Origin of the sequence: Rummeliibacillus pycnus, from assembly GCF_050459865.1 — a bacterium.
GTDB lineage: Bacteria > Bacillota > Bacilli > Bacillales_A > Planococcaceae > Rummeliibacillus > Rummeliibacillus pycnus_B.
In genome coordinates this window covers 45923-65222 of record NZ_JBCMNM010000031.1, presented here as the reverse complement: position 1 = coordinate 65222, position 19300 = coordinate 45923, and the positions used below count along the sequence as shown (strand labels likewise).

The 19300-nt window shown below is 36.5% G+C and carries 21 protein-coding genes; all 21 read left to right on the top strand.

The annotated features are described in order from the left end of the window. The first annotated feature begins 109 nt into the window (after window positions 1–109). Window positions 110–1393: a transcription termination factor Rho gene (gene rho, locus ABE048_RS08445; RefSeq protein WP_430310558.1), complete on the top strand. Its 1284-nt coding sequence runs from the start codon at window positions 110–112 to the stop codon at window positions 1391–1393. Between the two features lie 219 nt (window positions 1394–1612). Continuing rightward, window positions 1613–1813: a 50S ribosomal protein L31 gene (rpmE, locus tag ABE048_RS08440; protein ID WP_430310557.1), complete on the top strand. Its 201-nt coding sequence runs from the start codon at window positions 1613–1615 to the stop codon at window positions 1811–1813. A gap of 344 nt (window positions 1814–2157) precedes the next feature. Next, window positions 2158–2754 (top strand): thymidine kinase, encoded by a 597-nt coding sequence (locus tag ABE048_RS08435; RefSeq protein ID WP_430310556.1) that lies wholly within the window; start codon window positions 2158–2160, stop codon window positions 2752–2754. Between the two features lie 482 nt (window positions 2755–3236). After that, entirely contained in the window at window positions 3237–4316 is a 1080-nt protein-coding gene (gene prfA / locus ABE048_RS08430; RefSeq protein ID WP_430310555.1) for a peptide chain release factor 1, read from the top strand. Continuing rightward, window positions 4300–5166: a peptide chain release factor N(5)-glutamine methyltransferase gene (prmC, locus tag ABE048_RS08425; RefSeq protein ID WP_430310553.1), complete on the top strand. Its 867-nt coding sequence runs from the start codon at window positions 4300–4302 to the stop codon at window positions 5164–5166. Before prfA ends, prmC begins: the two co-directional genes overlap by 17 nt. 45 nt (window positions 5167–5211) lie before the next feature. Continuing rightward, entirely contained in the window at window positions 5212–5820 is a 609-nt protein-coding gene (locus tag ABE048_RS08420; protein ID WP_430310552.1) for a stage II sporulation protein R, read from the top strand. A 101-nt stretch (window positions 5821–5921) separates the two neighbouring features. Beyond that, window positions 5922–6962 (top strand): L-threonylcarbamoyladenylate synthase, encoded by a 1041-nt coding sequence (locus ABE048_RS08415; protein ID WP_430310550.1) that lies wholly within the window; start codon window positions 5922–5924, stop codon window positions 6960–6962. A gap of 256 nt (window positions 6963–7218) precedes the next feature. Further along, window positions 7219–7716, top strand: coding sequence for a manganese efflux pump MntP family protein (locus ABE048_RS08410; RefSeq protein ID WP_430310549.1), 498 nt, complete (start codon window positions 7219–7221; stop codon window positions 7714–7716). A 53-nt stretch (window positions 7717–7769) separates the two neighbouring features. Beyond that, on the top strand, window positions 7770–8210 hold the full coding sequence (locus ABE048_RS08405; protein WP_430310548.1) for a low molecular weight protein arginine phosphatase: 441 nt from the start codon (window positions 7770–7772) through the stop codon (window positions 8208–8210). Window positions 8211–8212: 2 nt separating this feature from the next. Then, the gene (locus ABE048_RS08400) at window positions 8213–9505 is read left to right on the top strand and encodes a methyl-accepting chemotaxis protein (RefSeq protein ID WP_430310547.1); all 1293 of its coding nucleotides are present in this window, start codon (window positions 8213–8215) and stop codon (window positions 9503–9505) included. 715 nt (window positions 9506–10220) lie between these two features. Next, a complete protein-coding gene (gene rpiB / locus ABE048_RS08395; RefSeq protein ID WP_430310545.1) occupies window positions 10221–10664 on the top strand; it encodes a ribose 5-phosphate isomerase B in 444 nt (147 codons plus the stop codon). A gap of 24 nt (window positions 10665–10688) precedes the next feature. Next, window positions 10689–11237, top strand: coding sequence for a TIGR01440 family protein (locus ABE048_RS08390; protein WP_430310543.1), 549 nt, complete (start codon window positions 10689–10691; stop codon window positions 11235–11237). A 20-nt stretch (window positions 11238–11257) separates the two neighbouring features. After that, entirely contained in the window at window positions 11258–12520 is a 1263-nt protein-coding gene (gene glyA, locus ABE048_RS08385; protein WP_430310541.1) for a serine hydroxymethyltransferase, read from the top strand. Between the two features lie 309 nt (window positions 12521–12829). Further along, window positions 12830–13459 (top strand): uracil phosphoribosyltransferase, encoded by a 630-nt coding sequence (gene upp, locus ABE048_RS08380; RefSeq protein ID WP_430310540.1) that lies wholly within the window; start codon window positions 12830–12832, stop codon window positions 13457–13459. 25 nt (window positions 13460–13484) lie between these two features. Beyond that, window positions 13485–14603, top strand: coding sequence for a non-hydrolyzing UDP-N-acetylglucosamine 2-epimerase (gene wecB / locus ABE048_RS08375; RefSeq protein ID WP_430310539.1), 1119 nt, complete (start codon window positions 13485–13487; stop codon window positions 14601–14603). Between the two features lie 502 nt (window positions 14604–15105). After that, the gene (locus tag ABE048_RS08370; protein ID WP_430310537.1) at window positions 15106–15477 is read left to right on the top strand and encodes an ATP synthase subunit I; all 372 of its coding nucleotides are present in this window, start codon (window positions 15106–15108) and stop codon (window positions 15475–15477) included. 28 nt (window positions 15478–15505) lie between these two features. Next, window positions 15506–16219 carry a F0F1 ATP synthase subunit A gene (gene atpB / locus ABE048_RS08365; protein ID WP_430310536.1) on the top strand — a complete coding sequence of 238 codons (714 nt, stop codon included), beginning with the start codon at window positions 15506–15508 and terminating at the stop codon, window positions 16217–16219. Between the two features lie 78 nt (window positions 16220–16297). Further along, on the top strand, window positions 16298–16510 hold the full coding sequence (atpE, locus tag ABE048_RS08360) for a F0F1 ATP synthase subunit C (protein WP_430310535.1): 213 nt from the start codon (window positions 16298–16300) through the stop codon (window positions 16508–16510). 172 nt (window positions 16511–16682) lie between these two features. Then, window positions 16683–17207, top strand: coding sequence for a F0F1 ATP synthase subunit B (gene atpF, locus ABE048_RS08355; RefSeq protein ID WP_430310534.1), 525 nt, complete (start codon window positions 16683–16685; stop codon window positions 17205–17207). Beyond that, the gene (locus ABE048_RS08350) at window positions 17204–17740 is read left to right on the top strand and encodes a F0F1 ATP synthase subunit delta (RefSeq protein WP_430310533.1); all 537 of its coding nucleotides are present in this window, start codon (window positions 17204–17206) and stop codon (window positions 17738–17740) included. Before atpF ends, ABE048_RS08350 begins: the two co-directional genes overlap by 4 nt. Window positions 17741–17768: 28 nt before the next feature. Next, a complete protein-coding gene (gene atpA / locus ABE048_RS08345; RefSeq protein WP_430310532.1) occupies window positions 17769–19289 on the top strand; it encodes a F0F1 ATP synthase subunit alpha in 1521 nt (506 codons plus the stop codon). Window positions 19290–19300: the final 11 nt, after the last annotated feature.

Sequence of the window (19300 nt, the reverse complement as noted above, 5' to 3'; positions counted from 1 at the left end):
AGCCGGGCTTCTTCTTAATGTTCATTCCATTCAAAAACTCGCAAAACTCACATACCATATTTCGAATATTTTTCAAAAACAATATACTATTAAGAGTGGTGTTATGCCTATGACGACAATGACAATTTCTCAATTAGAGGATATGAAATTAAAGGACCTGTATGCGCTTGCACGAGAATACAAAATTTCATATTATGGAAAGTTAACTAAAAAGGAATTAATTTTTGCAATTCTAAAATCACGAGCTGAAAGTGAAGGTTATTTCTTCATGGAAGGTGTCTTAGAAATTATTCAACAAGAGGGCTTTGGTTTCTTACGTCCTATTAACTATTCACCAAGTTCAGAAGATATCTATATTTCGGCATCTCAAATTCGCCGTTTCAGTCTTCGTAATGGCGATAAAGTAACGGGGAAAGTTCGTCCACCAAAAGAAAATGAACGTTACTATGGTCTTTTACATGTAGAAGCAGTAAATGGTGAAGATCCTGAAGTAGCGAAAGAACGCGTTCACTTCCCAGCACTTACTCCATTATATCCAGATCGACATGTCAAACTGGAAACGACTCCAACAAAACTATCTACACGTATTATGGATTTAGTGGCACCAGTTGGTTTCGGACAACGTGGATTAATCGTAGCTCCACCAAAAGCAGGTAAAACATTGCTATTAAAAGAAGTTGCTAATGCAATTACGGAGAAATATCCAGAATCTGAATTAATCGTACTATTAATTGATGAACGACCAGAAGAAGTAACTGATATTGAGCGTTCAGTAAAAGCAGATGTGGTAAGTTCAACATTTGACGAATTACCAGAAAATCACGTAAAAGTAGCGGAACTTGTTTTAGAACGAGCTATGCGACTTGTAGAGCACAAACGCGATGTTATTATTCTAATGGACTCTATTACAAGACTTGCTCGTGCGTATAATCTAGTAATTCCTCCAAGTGGACGAACATTATCAGGTGGTATTGATCCAGCCGCATTCCATAGACCAAAACGATTCTTTGGTGCAGCACGAAATATCGAAGAAGGCGGTAGTTTAACAATTTTAGCGACGGCTCTTATCGATACGGGCTCACGTATGGATGAAGTAATCTATGAAGAATTCAAAGGTACTGGGAATTTAGAGTTGCATCTAGATCGAAGTCTAGCAGAACGTCGTATTTTCCCTGCAATTGATATTCGTCGTTCCGGTACGCGAAAAGAAGAATTGTTGATTCCAAAAGAACAACTTGATAAGCTTTGGGCAATTCGCAAAACATTCTCAGACTCACCTGATTTTGCAGAACGTTTCTTAAAAAAATTACGCAATACCAAAACCAACGAAGAATTCTTTGAAACGTTAAATTCAGATATGAAAGCTGCTCGAAATGGTAAAGGATTAATTTAATTAAAAATCGCAAAGTACATTATATATTAATGCATTTATATTTATTTATCATAACAAAATTTTAATAATTAGTAGTTGCACCTAATAATGAATCTTGTTATACTGTGGATAATGCATTTCATACGCGTTGCATATACGACAAACTTATTTGGGTCGTGTAAGGCAACAGTTCGATAATACTCTGTTCCGGATGGTTCAGGGCGAGAGGAGATACCAAACATGAAATTAGGAATTCACCCAGACTATAAAGAAGCTACAGTAACTTGCTCTTGTGGTAATTCTTTCAAAACAGGTTCAGTAAAAGAAGACATCGTTGTTGAATTTTGCAGCGATTGCCACCCATTCTATACTGGCCGTCAAAAATTCGCGTCTGCTGACGGACGTGTGGATCGTTTCAACAAAAAATACGGTATTAAATAATTACCCTAGAACACTAAAATACCTGCCTAGCATGTCATTGCAAGGCAGGTATTTTTCTTGCGACAAAACGTATTTTCGTGTAGTATAAAGCTCGTTGTTTTATATAAAATGGTTCTATACTATTTGTTAAGATGTTTTGCATTATAGAGAAATACAGTAGAAAAGTGGCGGGGTAGGACACGGTTACGATGAGTTTATATATTAATTGATACCCTTCCTAAAAATACTATAGAACAAATTAAATTACGTTTCATATAACATATTATTTACCGAAAATAAAGAGCAGTAATCATGTTATTTTTTCGGTATGATGAAGGATATACGTTTCGAAAGGAGTCTAGTCAATGTACGTTACGACTCAAAATGGCTGGATTGAAGTAATCTGCGGTAGCATGTTTTCCGGAAAATCAGAAGAATTGATTCGACGTGTGCGTAGAGCACAATTTGCAAAACAAAAAATTGCCGTTTTTAAGCCTAAAATTGATAATCGATATAGCGAAGAAGCTGTTGTTAGCCACAACGGCGCAACAGTAATTGCTCATCCAATTGAACAGTCAAGTGAAATGTGGAATTATCTCACAGATGACTTTGATCTAGTTGCAATTGATGAAGCCCAATTTTTTGGAGAAGATATTATTGGAACTGTCCAAGAACTGGCAAATCACGGCTATCGTGTAGTACTAGCTGGACTTGACCAAGATTTTAAAGGTGTTCCATTTGGGCCGATGCCAGAATTAATGGCAATTGCTGAGCAAGTAACAAAACTGCAAGCTGTTTGTAGTGTGTGTGGCTCACCAGCAAGCAGAACCCAAAGACTTATTAATGGAAAACCTGCAAAAGCAGATGATCCTATAATTTTAGTTGGGGCTGCAGAAGCCTATGAACCTCGTTGCCGCCATCACCATGTAGTGCCAACAGGTCAAACTAATATGGTTAAATAAAGCAAAGAAAGAGGAGTGGCAAATGGCTACCCCTCTTTTATGTTCTGATAGAGCAAATAAAGTGATGTTATTGAGGTTTCTATACAATTTGTGATAAGAAGCTAGCGAAGCGATGCAAGAAGGCACCGAAACGGGTTCATTAGATATGTATCTTCTTGCGCTATTCATAAAAAGACTCAAAATATCAAGAAAAACACAAAATAACAGTCTTGATTTTCTAAAAGAGTAGCGATAGCAACTTTTTTTCATTATACTATTTAAGGAGCATATAAAAGCGAAAGCGGTTAATCCAGACCAGACATGCTATTTACAGGCCATAAACGAACACTACTTACTAGATTTCAAACTAGTTATGAAAATGAATTGAGGTCTGTCACCATTGCTGGATAGAAATAAATAAGAACGTGTGTATTAGCGCACATCAGCACATATAAGAAATACAAATTAATAAATTGATTATAGAAAGGTACAGGTGAAAAATAATGTTTGATCGCCTACAAGCTGTTGAAGATCGATATGAAAAACTAAACGAACTTCTAAGCGATCCGGATGTTGTATCTGACTCCAAAAAATTAGCAAAGTATTCAAAGGAACAATCTGATATTCAAGAAACTGTAGAAGTTTATCGTGAATATAAATCTGCAAAAGAACAATTAGTAGATGCAAAAGAAATGTTAGAAGATAAATTAGATGCAGAAATGAAAGAAATGGTGAAGGAAGAAGTTAACGGTTTAGAAAAACAAATCGTAAATTATGAAGAACGCCTTCGCATTTTATTAATTCCAAAAGATCCGAATGATAGCAAAAACGTTATTATGGAAATCCGCGGCGCTGCTGGCGGTGATGAAGCTGCATTATTCGCAAACTCACTATTCCGTATGTATAGCAAATATGCTGAAACACAAGGCTGGAAGATCGATATCATGAACGCAAACCCAACAGAACTTGGTGGATATAAAGAAATCGTCTTTTTGATTAACGGACAAGGTGCTTATTCAAAATTCAAATACGAAAGTGGCGCACACCGTGTACAACGTGTACCAGAAACTGAATCACAAGGTCGTGTGCATACTTCAACATCTACTGTTGTTGTAATGCCAGAAGCTGAAGAAGTAGAATTAGACCTTCAAGACAAAGATATCCGCGTAGATATTTATCACGCATCAGGTGCTGGTGGTCAGCACGTCAACAAAACAGCATCTGCAGTTCGTATGACACATATTCCAACAGGAATCGTTGTTGCCATGCAAGATGAACGTTCTCAATTGAAAAACCGTGAAAAAGCGATGAAAGTTCTTCGTGCACGTGTTTACGATAAATTACAACAAGATGCACAAAGTGAAATCGATGCAGAACGTAAATCAGCTGTTGGAACAGGAGATCGTTCTGAACGTATTCGTACTTACAACTATCCGCAAAACCGTGTGACAGATCACCGCATTGGCTTAACCATTCAAAAACTCGACCAAATCATTGAAGGTAAATTAGATGATCTTATCGATGCGTTGATATTAGAAGAACAAGCCAAAAAATTGGATGCACTAAATGACACAGCACTTTAATTTTGTTTATGAGGCCCTGAATGGGGCTTCTTCTTTTTTACTGGACAATGGTCGAGAAGAAATAGCAGCAAGATTACTTTTACAACATGTATTAAAAAAATCGTACACCGAATTATTAACAAGTATGCGGGATAAAATTTCTGAAGGTGATTGCGAAGCCTTTTGGCAAATGGTTGAATCTCATGTGAAAGGGATGCCAATTCAATATATTATTGGTGTGGAAGAGTTTTATGGTCGTACCTTTATGGTAAATGAGTCTGTTCTGATCCCTAGACCTGAAACAGAGGAGCTAATCGTCGAAGCTACTGAGCGAATTAAGCGTATTTTTGGCGACAAGCCGAATATTCAATTAGCGGATATTGGAACAGGTAGTGGAGCGATTGCGATTACGTTGAAAAAGGAAATACCATCTTTACATGTAACAGCAACCGATATTTCACCGGATGCTTTAAAGGTAGCGAAGAAAAATGCAGAGATGTTAGAGGCAGATATTCATTTTGAAGAGGGAGATTTAACAGCTCCGATTGAATGTCAGAAATGGCAAGTCGTACTTTCAAATCCTCCATATATTGCATATGATGAAGCAAAAGAGATGTCAGAAGTAGTGCTTGAGCATGAACCTCACACAGCACTTTTTGCAGATGAGGATGGACTAGCACTTTATAAAAAACTAGCAAAGAATCTACCAAATTTGATGACGAAACCTAGTTTTATTGGTGTAGAAATAGGTTATGCACAGGGAAATGCGGTAGCTGCGCTGTTTAAAGAAAGTTTTCCACAAGCTAAAATCGATATATTAAAAGATATGAATGGAAAAAATCGTATGGTTTTTTGTGAATTAGGTGTATAAATAGTAATCTCTTTGGCCATGATAGTTTCATGGAGGGGATTTAAGATGATAGAAGATTACTATAATATAAAACAACCACAAGAATTGTCATACTACACTATTAAACAACCAACAAAACAATCACAAGTAAATATACTTTTACAATTTATAACGTCGCTACTACTTATACAATTAGTGCTTCTAATTATACAAGGGTTTTTAACACAGCAATATAGTATGGAATTAGAGCAACCGAGATTTCGTATCATTGCCAATAGCAATTCTGCTGTAGATCAGCAATATAAACATCGACTTGTGGAAGAGATTAAACCAATTCTTGATAAAGCAATGCAAAATCCATCCACAGAACTAAATTTATCAACAATTGAAAATCAACTAAAAAATAAGTTATCCACAGAAATGAAAAATGAACAAATTAAAATCACAACGACGAATGCATTATTTCCACCAAAACGTAATGGTTACAAGATGTATGCACAAGATAAATATCAAGCAATTGTTGTGACTATTGGAGCTGGCAAGGGCGATAATTGGTGGTGCGGATTATTTCCAAAAGTTTGCTATCGTGATGAAGAACCAAAGGAAGAAAAAGAAGAAGAAGAAAAACCTAAATTTTTTATTATTGAATGGTTTAAGAGCCTTTTTAATGATTAGAGTTACCCACAATATTTGGTAAATTGTCCACAATTTTTACAAAGTTATCAACAAATTGTGCATAACTTTCTGAAAACTCTTATTTAAAGGGAGGAAATGACATGGAAACACAACGTCTCATTGTGGATAACAATGTGGATTCCGAAAAAAGTTATTCACAAGCTGTGGATTTGTTAAATCATGGAGAACTAGTCGCTTTTCCCACTGAAACAGTTTATGGCTTGGGTGCCATAGCTACAAATGAAGCAGCAATCAAAAAAATCTATGCAGCAAAAGGAAGACCATCCGATAATCCGCTTATTGTCCATATTGGTACTTTCGATGAACTTGAAAATTATGTAGATGATATTTCAGATAAAGCAAGAAAATGTATGGATGCGTTTTGGCCAGGCCCTTTAACGATGATATTTAAAGTTAAACCAAATGTACTTGCTACAAGCGTAACAGCAGGTCTTGATACAGTTGGTATTCGCATGCCCGATCATCCGGTCGCATTAAAACTATTACAGAAATTAGGGAAACCGGTCGCAGCTCCAAGTGCAAACCGAAGCGGAAAACCTAGTCCAACTGAAGGTACTCATGTGGAACAGGATTTATCAGGTAAAATTCCACTGATTTTAGATGGAGGAGCTACTGGAATTGGCGTAGAATCAACTGTCATAGATCTTACACTAGAAACGCCTGTCATTTTACGTCCAGGTGCTATAACAAAGGAAATGTTTGAACGTGTAATCGGTACGGTTAAGCAACCAACTCATATCGAACAAAAAGCAGGTGCACCACGCGCCCCAGGTATGAAATATACTCATTATGCACCAAATGCGCCGGTATATTTAATAGAAAAAGATGAACAACAGGTTGAACAAGCCATTGGAGAATTGCAACATCAAGGCCATAAAGTAGCATTACTTGCACCTCAAAGTTTTAGAAAACTGTCTCCAGATTGGTTTTTCACATTTGGTGATACCAAAGAAGATATGGCCGCTAACCTTTTCCATGCATTACGCGAATGTGATTTAACAGCTGCAGATATCGTATTAGCAACCGTTACTTCAACAGAGGGTGTCGGTTCGGCTATTATGAATCGACTCGAAAAATCAGCAGGTGGCAAATGGTATTCAAAAGATTATCAAAATCAATAAAGTTATTTCTAACAATTATTTATTTCAAAGCTTCTTTATGAAAAATCATAAAGGGGCTTTTTCTTTGAAAAAACCATCAGTAAGGAATGATAGTAGAGGGAAATAGGGATATAAAATGATTAATACCTGTGTTGGAAAACAAAACGCATAAAAGTATTATATTAATATAATAAAATTATTTGCGTTATTTTTACGGTATAACTAGTGAACTTTGATACATAGGATAAGAGAGATTTCTAAAGGATGGAGGAAAAATGTGCCAGAAATTCTTGCGGCTATTATTACAGCTATGGACGTATTGACGATATATTTATTATTACCGCAAATAAAATATCGCTTTTGGCTTTCTTTATGGACAGGTGCTCTTCATATGATTTTTCCCTTCATTGGCTTCCACGTCGGTGAATGGTTAATTACATATATAACAAATCTTGCTCAAAATGTTTCAGGTTTATTATTAAGTATGATTGGCGTACAACTTTTATTAGCAGCGAAAGGTAGTAAACCTGCACAAGTTCCCGTAATATTATTAGCCATTACCACAAGTTTAGATACCTTTTCAGTAAGTGTATCTTTTGGTATGCTTCAATTAAAAGAAACATTACTAATTTGTAGCATGGGTGTATTTGCTTTTCTATTTTCATATATCGCATTAGTTTTAAATAAAAATATCCCAGCAAAGATAGGAGCATACTTACAAATATTCGCTGGAATTGCATTACTTTTGATGGGTATTTTTTCATTTGATTTATAAAAAAATAGAACATTATAACTGCATTTAATATATAATGAGAGGGAGAGTGCATAATGAATATTTATTTTGTATGTACAGGAAATACTTGTAGAAGTCCAATGGCAGCGGCCATTTTAAAATCGAGAAATTTACAAAGAGTTGAAGTGAAATCTGCAGGGATATACGCTATGCCTGGAAGTCCTATGTCACATAATACACAGTCTGTCCTAAAAGAACAGCAAATTGATTATGATCATACCGCCCAAAATGTTAGATTGGAAGATCTACAATGGGCCAATTTAATATTAACAATGACAAATGGACACAAAGAAGCACTTTTACAAGTATTTCCTCAAGTAGCAGATAAAACATTTACATTTAAAGAATATGTATCTGAAAATGATAATTTGGATGTATTTGATCCTTTTGGAGGAGATACGTCAACATATCGGGCCACTTTCCAAGAACTTAGTAAATTAATGGATGCACTTGAAAAGAAAATATTGGAGGAATAACCATGGCAAAAAAAAGTGTGCGACATTCTTTTGGTTTAAAAAAGAAACTCGTTCTATTTGTAACAATTTTAGCGATGATTACATATAGCGTAAGTTTCTTCTTTATCGAGTATTTGCAACCTCAATTTTTTCCGAATGTGAAAAAAACAGTGTTCGAAATAATTACATATGTTTTAGGGATTATATGGTCCGGTATATTAGCTGGTATTTTTAGTTCTTTATTGGTAAAGCCATTACAAAAGCTTGAAAATGTTGCAAAAGAAGCTGCTGAAGGGAAAATTGGCAAAGATATAGAAATGCCGAATAGCTCAGATGAAATTCGTTCACTATCAGAAGCTTTCCAAACAATGTTAGTAAGTCTACGCCAAATGGTTTCTAGCATTAATCAAAATTTCCAAACAACGAACAATACCGTTCTAAATCTATCCGAAGAAACAGGACAAGCATCGAAACAAACAGAATCAATCGCTGAAACAATATCGAATATTTCTGAGGGCGCTTCAAGTTCAGCAATTGCCATTCAAGAAACGGCAGAAGCACTAGAAGATGTTCGATTATTAGCAGAAGAAGTAAATCAACGTGCAATCACATCATCTAACCAATCAGAAATAATGATGTCAGAGTTAAAACACACTACAAATGCAATTAATCAACTTGTTGAAGGGATTGAAAAAATTGCATCAGGCAATCAATTAGCTCTGAAAGATATACATCAGCTTGAAAAAAATGCATTAAAAGTAGAACAAATTATTCAGCTAGTCGGAGATATTGCAGAACAAACTAACTTACTAGCGCTAAATGCTTCTATAGAGGCAGCTAGAGCTGGGGAACACGGAAAGGGTTTTGCTGTGGTAGCTGAAGAGGTCCGCAAACTAGCAGACGAAAGTGCCGAGGCTGTAAAAGGTATTACACAATTGATTCAAACCATTCAATTAGATGTTCAAACAGTGGTTGGCAAAATGACAGAGCAAGTTGGTTTTGCAGAAGGAGAAGTAGCTCGAATTTCCGAAACAACGTCAGCAGTAGATGGTATGGCTACTATGGTTAGTGGCATGGCAGACTCAATCGTTGAAATTTCTGAATTTGTAGGTAAGCAATTGCATAACATCGAAAAAACAGCTCATCAATCTCAAGAAGTAGCTGCAATAGCAGAACAAACTTCTGCAGGCGCACTAGAAGTTCAAAGCGCAACCGACGAACAAGTCAGATCAATTGAGCAAATTGACCAACTTTCACAAATATTAAAGAAACAATCTGAAGATTTATTCCAAATGATCCAGCAATTTGAAAAGTAAAAACTGGTGAGTGTTTATGGCTAGAAATCTTTTTTGTAAAGCGATGCAGGAGCAAAGGTTTTTCCTGCGACGAAGCTAGCGAAGCGATACAGGAGCAAAGGTTTTTCCTGCGACGAAGCTAGCGAAGCGATGCAGGAGCAAAGGTTTTTCCTGCGACGAAGCTAGCGAAGCGATACAGGAGCAAGAGGTAATACTAATAACTTAATATGAACGTTGGGGTATTTTAAAAGTGGTTTTACACTTTTAAGATACCCCTTTCTTTTGATTGCTCACTAAGAGAAGCAAAATAATATCCACAAACTATCCACAAATTTAAGAGAATCCTTGAAATAACTTCAGTACATGACGTAAAAAGTTCAGGAAGTGTATACAATTCGATTATTTGGGGGTTAGGAAACTTATTTCGTGGATAGAAGGTTAGTCTGAAAATAATCTGCTCCCAGAGACACCAACAAATCCCTGCCAAAATGTAATCAACTCCGTAATCATTGAAATCAATCAACTAACTAAACAAAATCGCTAAAATACGAATACAAAACCGAAAATACATATATATATTCGTGAATAAGCTATATTAAAACCGAAAATCACTAAAAATAAGAAAAATATTCGTATTTTATTAAACTTACTATCGCAATTAAGTGAAAAATATGTCATTATACATATAGAAGTGGTACACTGATGATGAATAGAACAATTGAAAAGAGGGAACCCATTGAAAATTGCAATTTCATCAGATCATGGTGGTAACAACTTACGAAAAGAAATCATAGCTTTGTTGGAAGAACTAGGTATTAGTTATGAAGACTTCGGTCCAAAATCATCTGATTCAGTAGATTACCCAGATTATGCACTACCAGTTGCAAATGGAGTTGCTAACGGCGAATTTGACCGTGGCATTTTAATTTGCGGTACGGGTATTGGTATGTCTATTGCTGCAAACAAAGTAAATGGCATCCGTTGTGCTTTAGTACATGATGTATTTAGTGCAAAAGCAACACGTTGTCATAATGATTCGAATGTGTTAGCAATGGGTGAAAGAGTAATTGGCCCAGGATTAGCACGAGAAATCGTTCAAACTTGGCTATCAACAGATTTTGAAGGTGGACGTCATGAACGTCGTATCAGCAAAATCACAGCTTTAGAAGAACAAGAATAATAATCAGATTCGAGGTCTTAAACGATGAACTTACAACAAATTGAAGAACAGCTACAAACGCTGCTATCAGAATTTGAACAACAAGTTACCTTTCGTAATGGCCAAATCTTTGTCGTAGGTTGCTCAACTTCAGAAGTAAAAGGCGAAAAAATTGGCACAGCAGGCGGCTTAGAAATTGCAGAAGCATTGTATAAGCCTTTAAAAGCATTTGCTGATAAACATGAAATTTATTTAGCGTTTCAAGGTTGCGAACATTTAAATCGCGCCTTAACAATAGAAAGAGCTGTAGCTGAACAATATCGACTTGAGCCTGTCTCAGTCGTTCCTGTTCGCACTGCCGGTGGCTCGATGTCTACTTTTGCGTTTAGTCAATTCGAAGAACCAGTATTGGTTGAAGAAATTACAGCGCATGCAGGCATTGATATAGGTCAAACATTGATTGGTATGCATTTGAAGAAAGTGGCAGTTCCTGTCCGTACTTCAATCTCACATATTGGAGATGCAGTCGTGACAGTTGCAAAAACTCGTCCTAAATTAATAGGTGGCGAGAGAGCAGTATACAACAAAGAGTAAAAATAGGGGGAATAGGTGTAATGGAAAATCTTGCAGCACAAGAAAAGTCAATCATTGCGTCACAAGACAAAGCAGTATTTGAAGCGATGGAAAAAGAATTTGCTCGTCAACAATCAAATATTGAGTTAATCGCATCCGAAAATATCGTTTCTGAAGCGGTAATGGAAGCTCAAGGATCGGTATTAACGAACAAATATGCTGAAGGCTATCCTGGCAAACGTTACTATGGTGGTTGCGAGCATGTAGACGTTGTGGAAAATATTGCACGTGATCGTCTAAAAGAAATCTTTGGTGCTGAATATGCAAACGTTCAACCACACTCTGGTGCACAAGCAAATATGGCTGTGTACTTCACAATTTTAGAACCAGGCGATACTGTTTTAGGTATGAACCTTTCTCATGGTGGTCACTTAACACATGGTAGCCCAGTCAACTTCTCAGGTGTACAATACAACTTTGTAGAATACGGTGTAACGGAAGATACAAACGTAATCGATTACGAAGATGTTCGTCAAAAAGCACTTAAACATAAACCAAAACTAATCGTTGCTGGTGCATCTGCTTATCCTCGTAAAATTGATTTTGCTAAATTCCGCGAAATCGCTGATGAAGTAGGCGCTTATTTCATGGTGGATATGGCGCATATTGCTGGTCTTGTAGCTGTAGGTGAACATCCAAATCCTGTACCATATGCAGATTTTGTGACATCAACTACTCACAAAACATTACGTGGTCCACGTGGTGGTTTAATTCTTTGTAAAGAAGAATGGGGCAAGAAAATCGACAAATCTATCTTCCCTGGTATTCAAGGTGGTCCGTTGATGCATGTCATCGCAGGTAAAGCTGTTGCTTTCGGTGAAGCACAACAACCTGAATACAAAGAATACATCGGGCAAGTTGTTAAAAATGCAAAAGTATTTGGTGAAGCATTACAAGCAGAAGGTATTAAACTTGTATCAGGCGGTACAGATAACCACTTATTACTTTTAGATGTACGTTCTCTAGGCCTAACAGGTAAAGTTGCAGAAAAACTTTTAGATGATGTGAACATTACAGCGAACAAAAATACAATTCCATTTGATCCAGAAAGTCCATTTGTTACTTCTGGTGTTCGCGTAGGTACACCAGCTATTACATCTCGTGGCTTCAAAGAAGAAGATATGAAGGAAGTTGCTTCCATCATTGCTTCTGTATTAAAAAATCCAGAAGATGAAGCAGTAAAACAAGAAGCAATAAAACGCGTGAAAGTTTTAACTGATAATCATCCAATTTATTCAAAATAATCACGAATGACTTGCTACCTTTGCATAAATGCAAAGGTAGCTTTTTTATATTAGTTTCATATTGTTTATAAGCACACGAATATCAAATTGAACAAAAACACATTTAAATAGAAATTACAGAGTGATTAATAAATAAAAGCTTAATTAATCATATAGATAATTTGAAAACTATAACCATTTAACAATGGAGCAAGCAACTATATTATTAAGAGAATTAGGATAAATAAAAAAAAGCAAAAGGAAATTACATAAGTCTGATTTATTTCTGTTATAATAAGCAAGATAAACATTAAGTAGGGAGAGATTACCTTGGGTAAAGTATACGTATTCGACCATCCATTAATCCAACACAAACTAACATATATTCGTGATAAAAACACAGGTACAAAAGAATTCCGCGAACTAGTAGACGAAGTAGCTACACTTATGGCATTTGAAATCACTCGTGATTTACCAACTGAAGAAATTGAAATTGAAACACCTGTCACAAAAACAAAAACAAAAGTCTTATCTGGTAAGAAGATTGCAATTGTACCAATTCTTCGTGCTGGTTTAGGTATGGTAGATGGAGTTTTAAACTTAATCCCAGCTGCAAAAGTGGCTCATATCGGCCTATATCGTGACCCAGAAACATTAAAACCAGTAGAATATTATGCAAAATTCCCAGCAGATTTAGAAGAGCGTGACTTTATCATTGTTGACCCAATGTTAGCAACTGGTGGATCCGCAATTGAAGCGATTAATTCACTAAAAAAACGTGGTGCTAAGAATATTAAATTCATGTGCTTAATTGCTGCTCCAGAAGGCGTACAAGCTATTCAAGAACAACATCCTGATATCGATGTTTATATTGCATCTTTAGATGAAAAACTAAATGACCATGGTTACATTGTTCCAGGTCTTGGAGATGCTGGTGACCGTTTATTCGGAACTAAATAATTCAATTGAAGGTGGTGCATAGAAGTTGTCTAAAAAGTGGAAAGTAATGACAGTTTTCGGGACAAGACCAGAAGCTATTAAAATGGCCCCGCTTGTATTAGAACTTAAAAAGCATCCAGAGAAAATTGAAACAATTGTTACAGTAACAGCTCAACATAGACAAATGCTAGATCAAGTACTTGAAACATTCCAAATCACACCTGATTATGATCTAAACATTATGAAGAGTCGTCAAACTTTAATTGATGTGACAACAAAAGGGCTTGAAGGCTTAGATTCCGTAATAAAAGAAGTAAATCCTGACATAGTACTTGTTCATGGTGATACGACGACGACTTTTGTTGCAAGCTTAGCTGCATTTTACAACCAAATTGCCATTGGGCATGTAGAAGCAGGATTACGAACTGGTAATAAGTATTCGCCTTATCCAGAAGAAATGAACCGTCAGCTCACAGGAATTATGGCAGATATTCATTTTGCACCAACTGAACAAGCTAAACAAAATCTACTTCTTGAAAACAAGGTGGAGAAGAGTATTATCGTCACAGGTAATACAGCGATTGATGCATTACAAACAACTGTTAGAGACCAGTATGAACATCCGGTATTAAAACAAATTGGTCGGGATCGAATGATTCTATTAACAGCACATCGACGTGAAAACTTAGGTGAACCGATGCATCATATGTTCAAAGCCATTAAACGTCTATTAACAGAATTCGATGATATTCAAGTGGTCTATCCAGTACATTTAAATCCTGTAGTACGCGAAATTGCAGATGAAATACTTGGAGATGAACCCAAAGTGCATTTAATCGAACCTCTTGAAGTGTTTGACTTCCATAATTTTGCTTCAAGATCCTTTATGATTTTGACAGATTCGGGAGGAGTGCAAGAGGAAGCCCCTTCACTTGGAAAACCAGTGCTTGTATTAAGAGACACTACTGAAAGACCAGAAGGCATAAAGGCTGGTACATTGAAATTAGCAGGTACTAATGAGGAAACAATTTATAACCTGGCAAAAGAATTACTAATAGATGAAAATGCATATTTGAAAATGGCGCATGCTTCCAATCCTTATGGTGATGGCCATGCTTCTAAAAGAATAGTAGAATCATTACTTGCATTTCTATCAACAAAATAAATTTTATTAAACTACAAAAACTACTTTACAAATTCTATTATTAGAAAATGTAGAGTAGTTTTTTTTATATCAAATTAAATTGTGACATTTTTGTTCAAAATTTGTCTACTATTTGACAAAGTATGCCCACTTGTGAAGTTTTTCACTCTAACCAATTGACATGAAATATTCACTATTGTATGCTTACAAAGGGTAAGAATGATAAGGGTTTCATGGCTCAAAATCATAATGGAAACTCTTTAGATACCAAGTTTCTACTAATTTTGCAGTGAATATCATTTTCTGTAAAATTTCAGCGGTTTTTGTACGTCTATTAGATGTCCTTATGAGGCGGTGGTTTATCATTAAAGCTTATCTCTCACCATTTGGATCCGATTCTACTCAAATGTGAGTTTAAACGGCTTCCACCCCTATGTAGTTTTATACTACTTATCCGACATCCATTCGGTGGTCAGCTATTACTTCCATCATTCGAAAATAAGATTCAGGAGATTAAAGACCAATGCTAGAATTGCATCAAATTTTTGCAAAGCAGAAGAAAGTCCTATTTTTTTTGCTCGCATTTTTTGCGTTAGGCTGGGGATTTACATCATTTAAAACTGTATTTGCTGGTCTCGCAGTAGGTGTGCTTTTTGGTCAGTATAACTTTTGGATTCTCGTCCGAAGAATGGAACGTTTTGATCAAGCATTAAGTGAAGGGAAAAAAGCACCATCTATGGGATCGGGCTTACGCTTTGCATCCGGTGTTGCTGCTGTAGCAGTAGCAATTACTTGGCCAAAGTATTTTCACTTAGTGAGTGTGGTCATTGGGCTAATGATTCCGTACGTTCTGCTTTTAGTAGACAGGATCGTATTTCATGTAAAAAACCAATAAGCACATTTGAAAGTGAGGTGAATGCAAAGTGCAACATGAAAATCCGTATTTTGAGTTATGGGGATTAGGATTTAACCCAGCAAATATTTTAGTATTATTGGTTACAGCTGTAATTGTTTTCTTAATTGCTTTCATTTCAACTAGAAATCTGAAGTTAAAACCAACAGGTATGCAAAACTTTATGGAGTGGATAATGGACTTCGTAAAGAACATTATCAACAACAATATGGACTGGAAAACTGGTGGTAGATTCCATGTTTTAGGGATTACACTGATTATGTTCATATTTGTAGCAAACATGCTTGGTCTTCCGTTCTCAGTTCAAGTAAATGGAGAACTATGGTGGAAATCACCAACAGCAGATCCAACAATCACAATGACTCTTGCCGTGATGATTCTAGTATTATCAAACTATTATGGTGTAAAACTACGTGGTATGAACCATTATATTGGTACGTTTACTAAGCCAATGTTTTTCTTATTCCCACTAAAAATCATCGAAGAGTTTGCAAATACATTGACATTAGGTCTACGACTTTACGGTAACATTTTTGCAGGTGAAATTCTATTAGGTTTACTTGCAACTCTAAGTACTAACTGGTCCGGAATGGGCTTCATAGCAGCAGCAATTCCAACATTAGTATGGCAAGGATTCTCCGTATTTATCGGTTCGATCCAAGCGTTTATTTTCGTTATGTTAACAATGGTTTATATGTCTCACAAAGTGAGCGAAGACCATTAAGTATAAATTTGTTTAGCAGTAAGCTAGACAGCTGACAACCAAAAAAAAATAGAACATTTCCAAGGAGGAAAATTTACAATGGGTTTATTAGCAGCAGCAATCGCAGTTGGTTTAGGTGCACTTGGTGCAGGTATTGGTAACGGTTTAATCGTTTCAAAAACAGTAGAAGGTATCGCTCGTCAACCAGAAGCTCGTGGCGTTCTTCAAACAACTATGTTCATCGGGGTAGCATTAGTCGAAGCCCTTCCAATCATCGCAGTAGTTATCGCGTTTATCGTAATGAACAAATAATCGTCTTTAATTGTTTTATGAAAATGGCGAAGAAAATTTCATCTAAGGAATCCTTCGCCATTCCTTTATGCCTTTAAAATTTAGGGGCAAAATTCCTTTAGAATTTATATCTTACTAAGATTCCAATCATAAATGATTTGAACTCTAAGCTCTTGAAGGGAGTGAAACAATCGTGTTTTTAGACTATCTAACACTAGGTGAAGCAGCTCACGCTGGAGTAAACTGGGGAGATATCCTTGCTACTTTAATAGTTTTCATCGTCCTAATGCTTCTTATGAAAAAGTTCGCATGGGGTCCATTGATGGGAATTATGCAACAACGTGAAGAACAAGTTGCTGGTGACTTAGACGCAGCTGAAAAAGGCCGTCAAGAAACTAAACAATTATTAGAAGAACAACGTAGCCTTCTTAAAGAAGCTCGTGTTGAAGCGCAAGCGATTGTTGAAAACGCTAAGAAACAAGCTGATCTTCAAAAAGAAGAGATTGTTACAGCAGCACGTAACGAAGCTGTGCGTTTACAAGAATCTGCTAAACGTGATATCGAGACTGAAAAAGAAAAAGCAATTGCCGCTGTTCGCGAAGAAGTGGTTTCACTATCTGTCCTTGCAGCTTCTAAAGTGCTTAACAAAGAAGTATCAGAAGAAGATAATCGTACTTTAATTGAAGAAACGATTGCGAAGGCAGGCGAAGCTCGATGAGTCAATCGACTGCAGCGAATCGCTATGCTAAAGCATTGTTTCAATTAGCACAAGAACATAATCTTCTAAAAGAAGTAACAGAAGATTTACGTGAAGTAAAAATCGCTTTTGAAGAAAATAGTGATTTATTCCAATTACTTGATTCTCCAAAAATCGATACTGACAAAAAGAAAGAAATGCTTTCTGAGTTATTTGCTTCCGTACAACCAATCATCGTGAATGCTTTAAAACTTTTAGTTGATAAAAAACGTATTCACGAAGTGGTAAGTGTAATTGATGCGTTCGTAGCTCAAGCTAACGATGCTCAAGGTGTTGCAGATGCAGTTGTATCCTCAACTCGTGCACTTGCTGAAGAAGAAAAACAACGCATTTCTACTGCATTTGCTCAAAAAGTAGGGAAAAGTGCGCTTCATATTACTAACGAAATCGATGCATCACTACTTGGTGGTATTCGAGTTCAAATCGGAAACCAAATTTACGATAACTCTGTCGCAACAAAACTTGCTGGCTTAAAACGTGAATTAATCGGTTAATCCAATAATCATTTGAGAGGTGACAAACGTGGGCATCAAAGCTGAAGAAATCAGTGGACTTATTAAAAAACAGATGGAAAATTACCAATCTGAAATGCAAGTTAGCGAAGTCGGTACAATCATCACTGTTGGTGACGGTATCGCTCGTGCTCACGGCCTGAACAACGTCATGGCTGGAGAATTATTAGAATTCTCTACTGGTGTTCTTGGTATGGCACAAAACCTAGAAGAAAATAACGTCGGTATCGTTATCCTAGGCCCAGCTAAAGGCATCAAAGAAGGCGATGAAGTTCGTCGTACAGGTCGTATTATGGAAGTACCAGTTGGTGAAGAACTAATTGGTCGTGTTGTAAACTCACTAGGTTTACCTGTTGATGGACTAGGTCCAATCAATACTACTAAAACTCGTCCTATCGAAAGTCCTGCTTTCGGTGTAATGGCTCGTAAATCAGTTGATGAACCACTACAAACAGGTATTAAAGCAATCGATGCTTTAGTTCCAATCGGTCGTGGTCAACGTGAATTAATCATTGGTGACCGTCAAACAGGTAAAACATCTGTTGCAATCGATACAATCTTAAACCAAGGTGACCAAAATGTAACATGTATCTATGTTGCAATAGGTCAAAAAGAATCAACTGTACGTAGTGTAGTTGAAACTTTACGTAAAAACGGTGCTCTAGAATATACAATCGTTATTACTGCGTCAGCATCTTCTCCAGCTCCATTACTATACTTAGCTCCTTACGCTGGTGTATCAATGGGTGAAGAATTAATGCTTCAAGGTAAAGACGTATTAATCGTATATGATGATCTTTCTAAACAAGCAGCTGCTTATCGTGAACTTTCATTATTATTACGTCGTCCTCCAGGTCGTGAAGCTTACCCTGGTGATGTATTCTACCTACACAGTCGTTTATTAGAACGTGCTGCTAAATTGAACGAATCTTACGGTGGCGGTTCAATTACTGCTCTTCCATTCGTTGAAACTCAAGCAGGTGATATCGGTGCTTACATTCCAACAAACGTAATCTCAATCACTGATGGACAAATCTTCTTACAATCAGATTTATTCAACTCAGGTGTTCGTCCTGCAATCAACGCTGGTCTTTCAGTATCACGTGTTGGTGGTTCAGCTCAAATTAAAGCGATGAAAAAAGTTGCCGGTACACTACGTCTAGACTTAGCTGCATACCGTGAACTTGAAGCATTCGCTGCATTCGGTTCAGATCTTGATGCTGCTACTAAAGCAAAACTTGAACGTGGTAAACGTACTGTTGAAGTATTAAAACAAGATCTTAACAAACCAATCAAAGTTGAAAAACAAGTTACAATTCTTTATGCATTGACTAAAGGATTCTTAGATGATATCCCAGCTCAAGACATCGTTCGTTTCGAACTAGAATTATATGCTTGGTTAGATGCTAACGACGAAAATGGCGCCGGCGTTTTAAATCAAATTCGCACTACTAAAGGCCTTCCATCTGATGAAGATATGGCTTCAACAATCAATGCATTCAAAAAAACTTTTGCTCCTTCAGCTGAGTAAGATTGCATAGT

Bases quoted from the DNA above. Each gene is read 5' to 3' on its own strand.
- rho (WP_430310558.1), top strand. From the start codon at position 110: ATGACGACAATGACAATTTCTCAATTAGAGGATATGAAATTAAAGGAC.
- rpmE (WP_430310557.1), top strand. From the start codon at position 1,613: ATGAAATTAGGAATTCACCCAGACTATAAAGAAGCTACAGTAACTTGC.
- ABE048_RS08435 (WP_430310556.1), top strand. From the start codon at position 2,158: ATGTACGTTACGACTCAAAATGGCTGGATTGAAGTAATCTGCGGTAGC.
- prfA (WP_430310555.1), top strand. From the start codon at position 3,237: ATGTTTGATCGCCTACAAGCTGTTGAAGATCGATATGAAAAACTAAAC.
- prmC (WP_430310553.1), top strand. From the start codon at position 4,300: ATGACACAGCACTTTAATTTTGTTTATGAGGCCCTGAATGGGGCTTCT.
- ABE048_RS08420 (WP_430310552.1), top strand. From the start codon at position 5,212: ATGATAGAAGATTACTATAATATAAAACAACCACAAGAATTGTCATAC.
- ABE048_RS08415 (WP_430310550.1), top strand. From the start codon at position 5,922: ATGGAAACACAACGTCTCATTGTGGATAACAATGTGGATTCCGAAAAA.
- ABE048_RS08405 (WP_430310548.1), top strand. From the start codon at position 7,770: ATGAATATTTATTTTGTATGTACAGGAAATACTTGTAGAAGTCCAATG.
- ABE048_RS08400 (WP_430310547.1), top strand. From the start codon at position 8,213: ATGGCAAAAAAAAGTGTGCGACATTCTTTTGGTTTAAAAAAGAAACTC.
- ABE048_RS08390 (WP_430310543.1), top strand. From the start codon at position 10,689: ATGAACTTACAACAAATTGAAGAACAGCTACAAACGCTGCTATCAGAA.
- glyA (WP_430310541.1), top strand. From the start codon at position 11,258: ATGGAAAATCTTGCAGCACAAGAAAAGTCAATCATTGCGTCACAAGAC.
- ABE048_RS08370 (WP_430310537.1), top strand. From the start codon at position 15,106: ATGCTAGAATTGCATCAAATTTTTGCAAAGCAGAAGAAAGTCCTATTT.
- atpE (WP_430310535.1), top strand. From the start codon at position 16,298: ATGGGTTTATTAGCAGCAGCAATCGCAGTTGGTTTAGGTGCACTTGGT.
- ABE048_RS08350 (WP_430310533.1), top strand. From the start codon at position 17,204: ATGAGTCAATCGACTGCAGCGAATCGCTATGCTAAAGCATTGTTTCAA.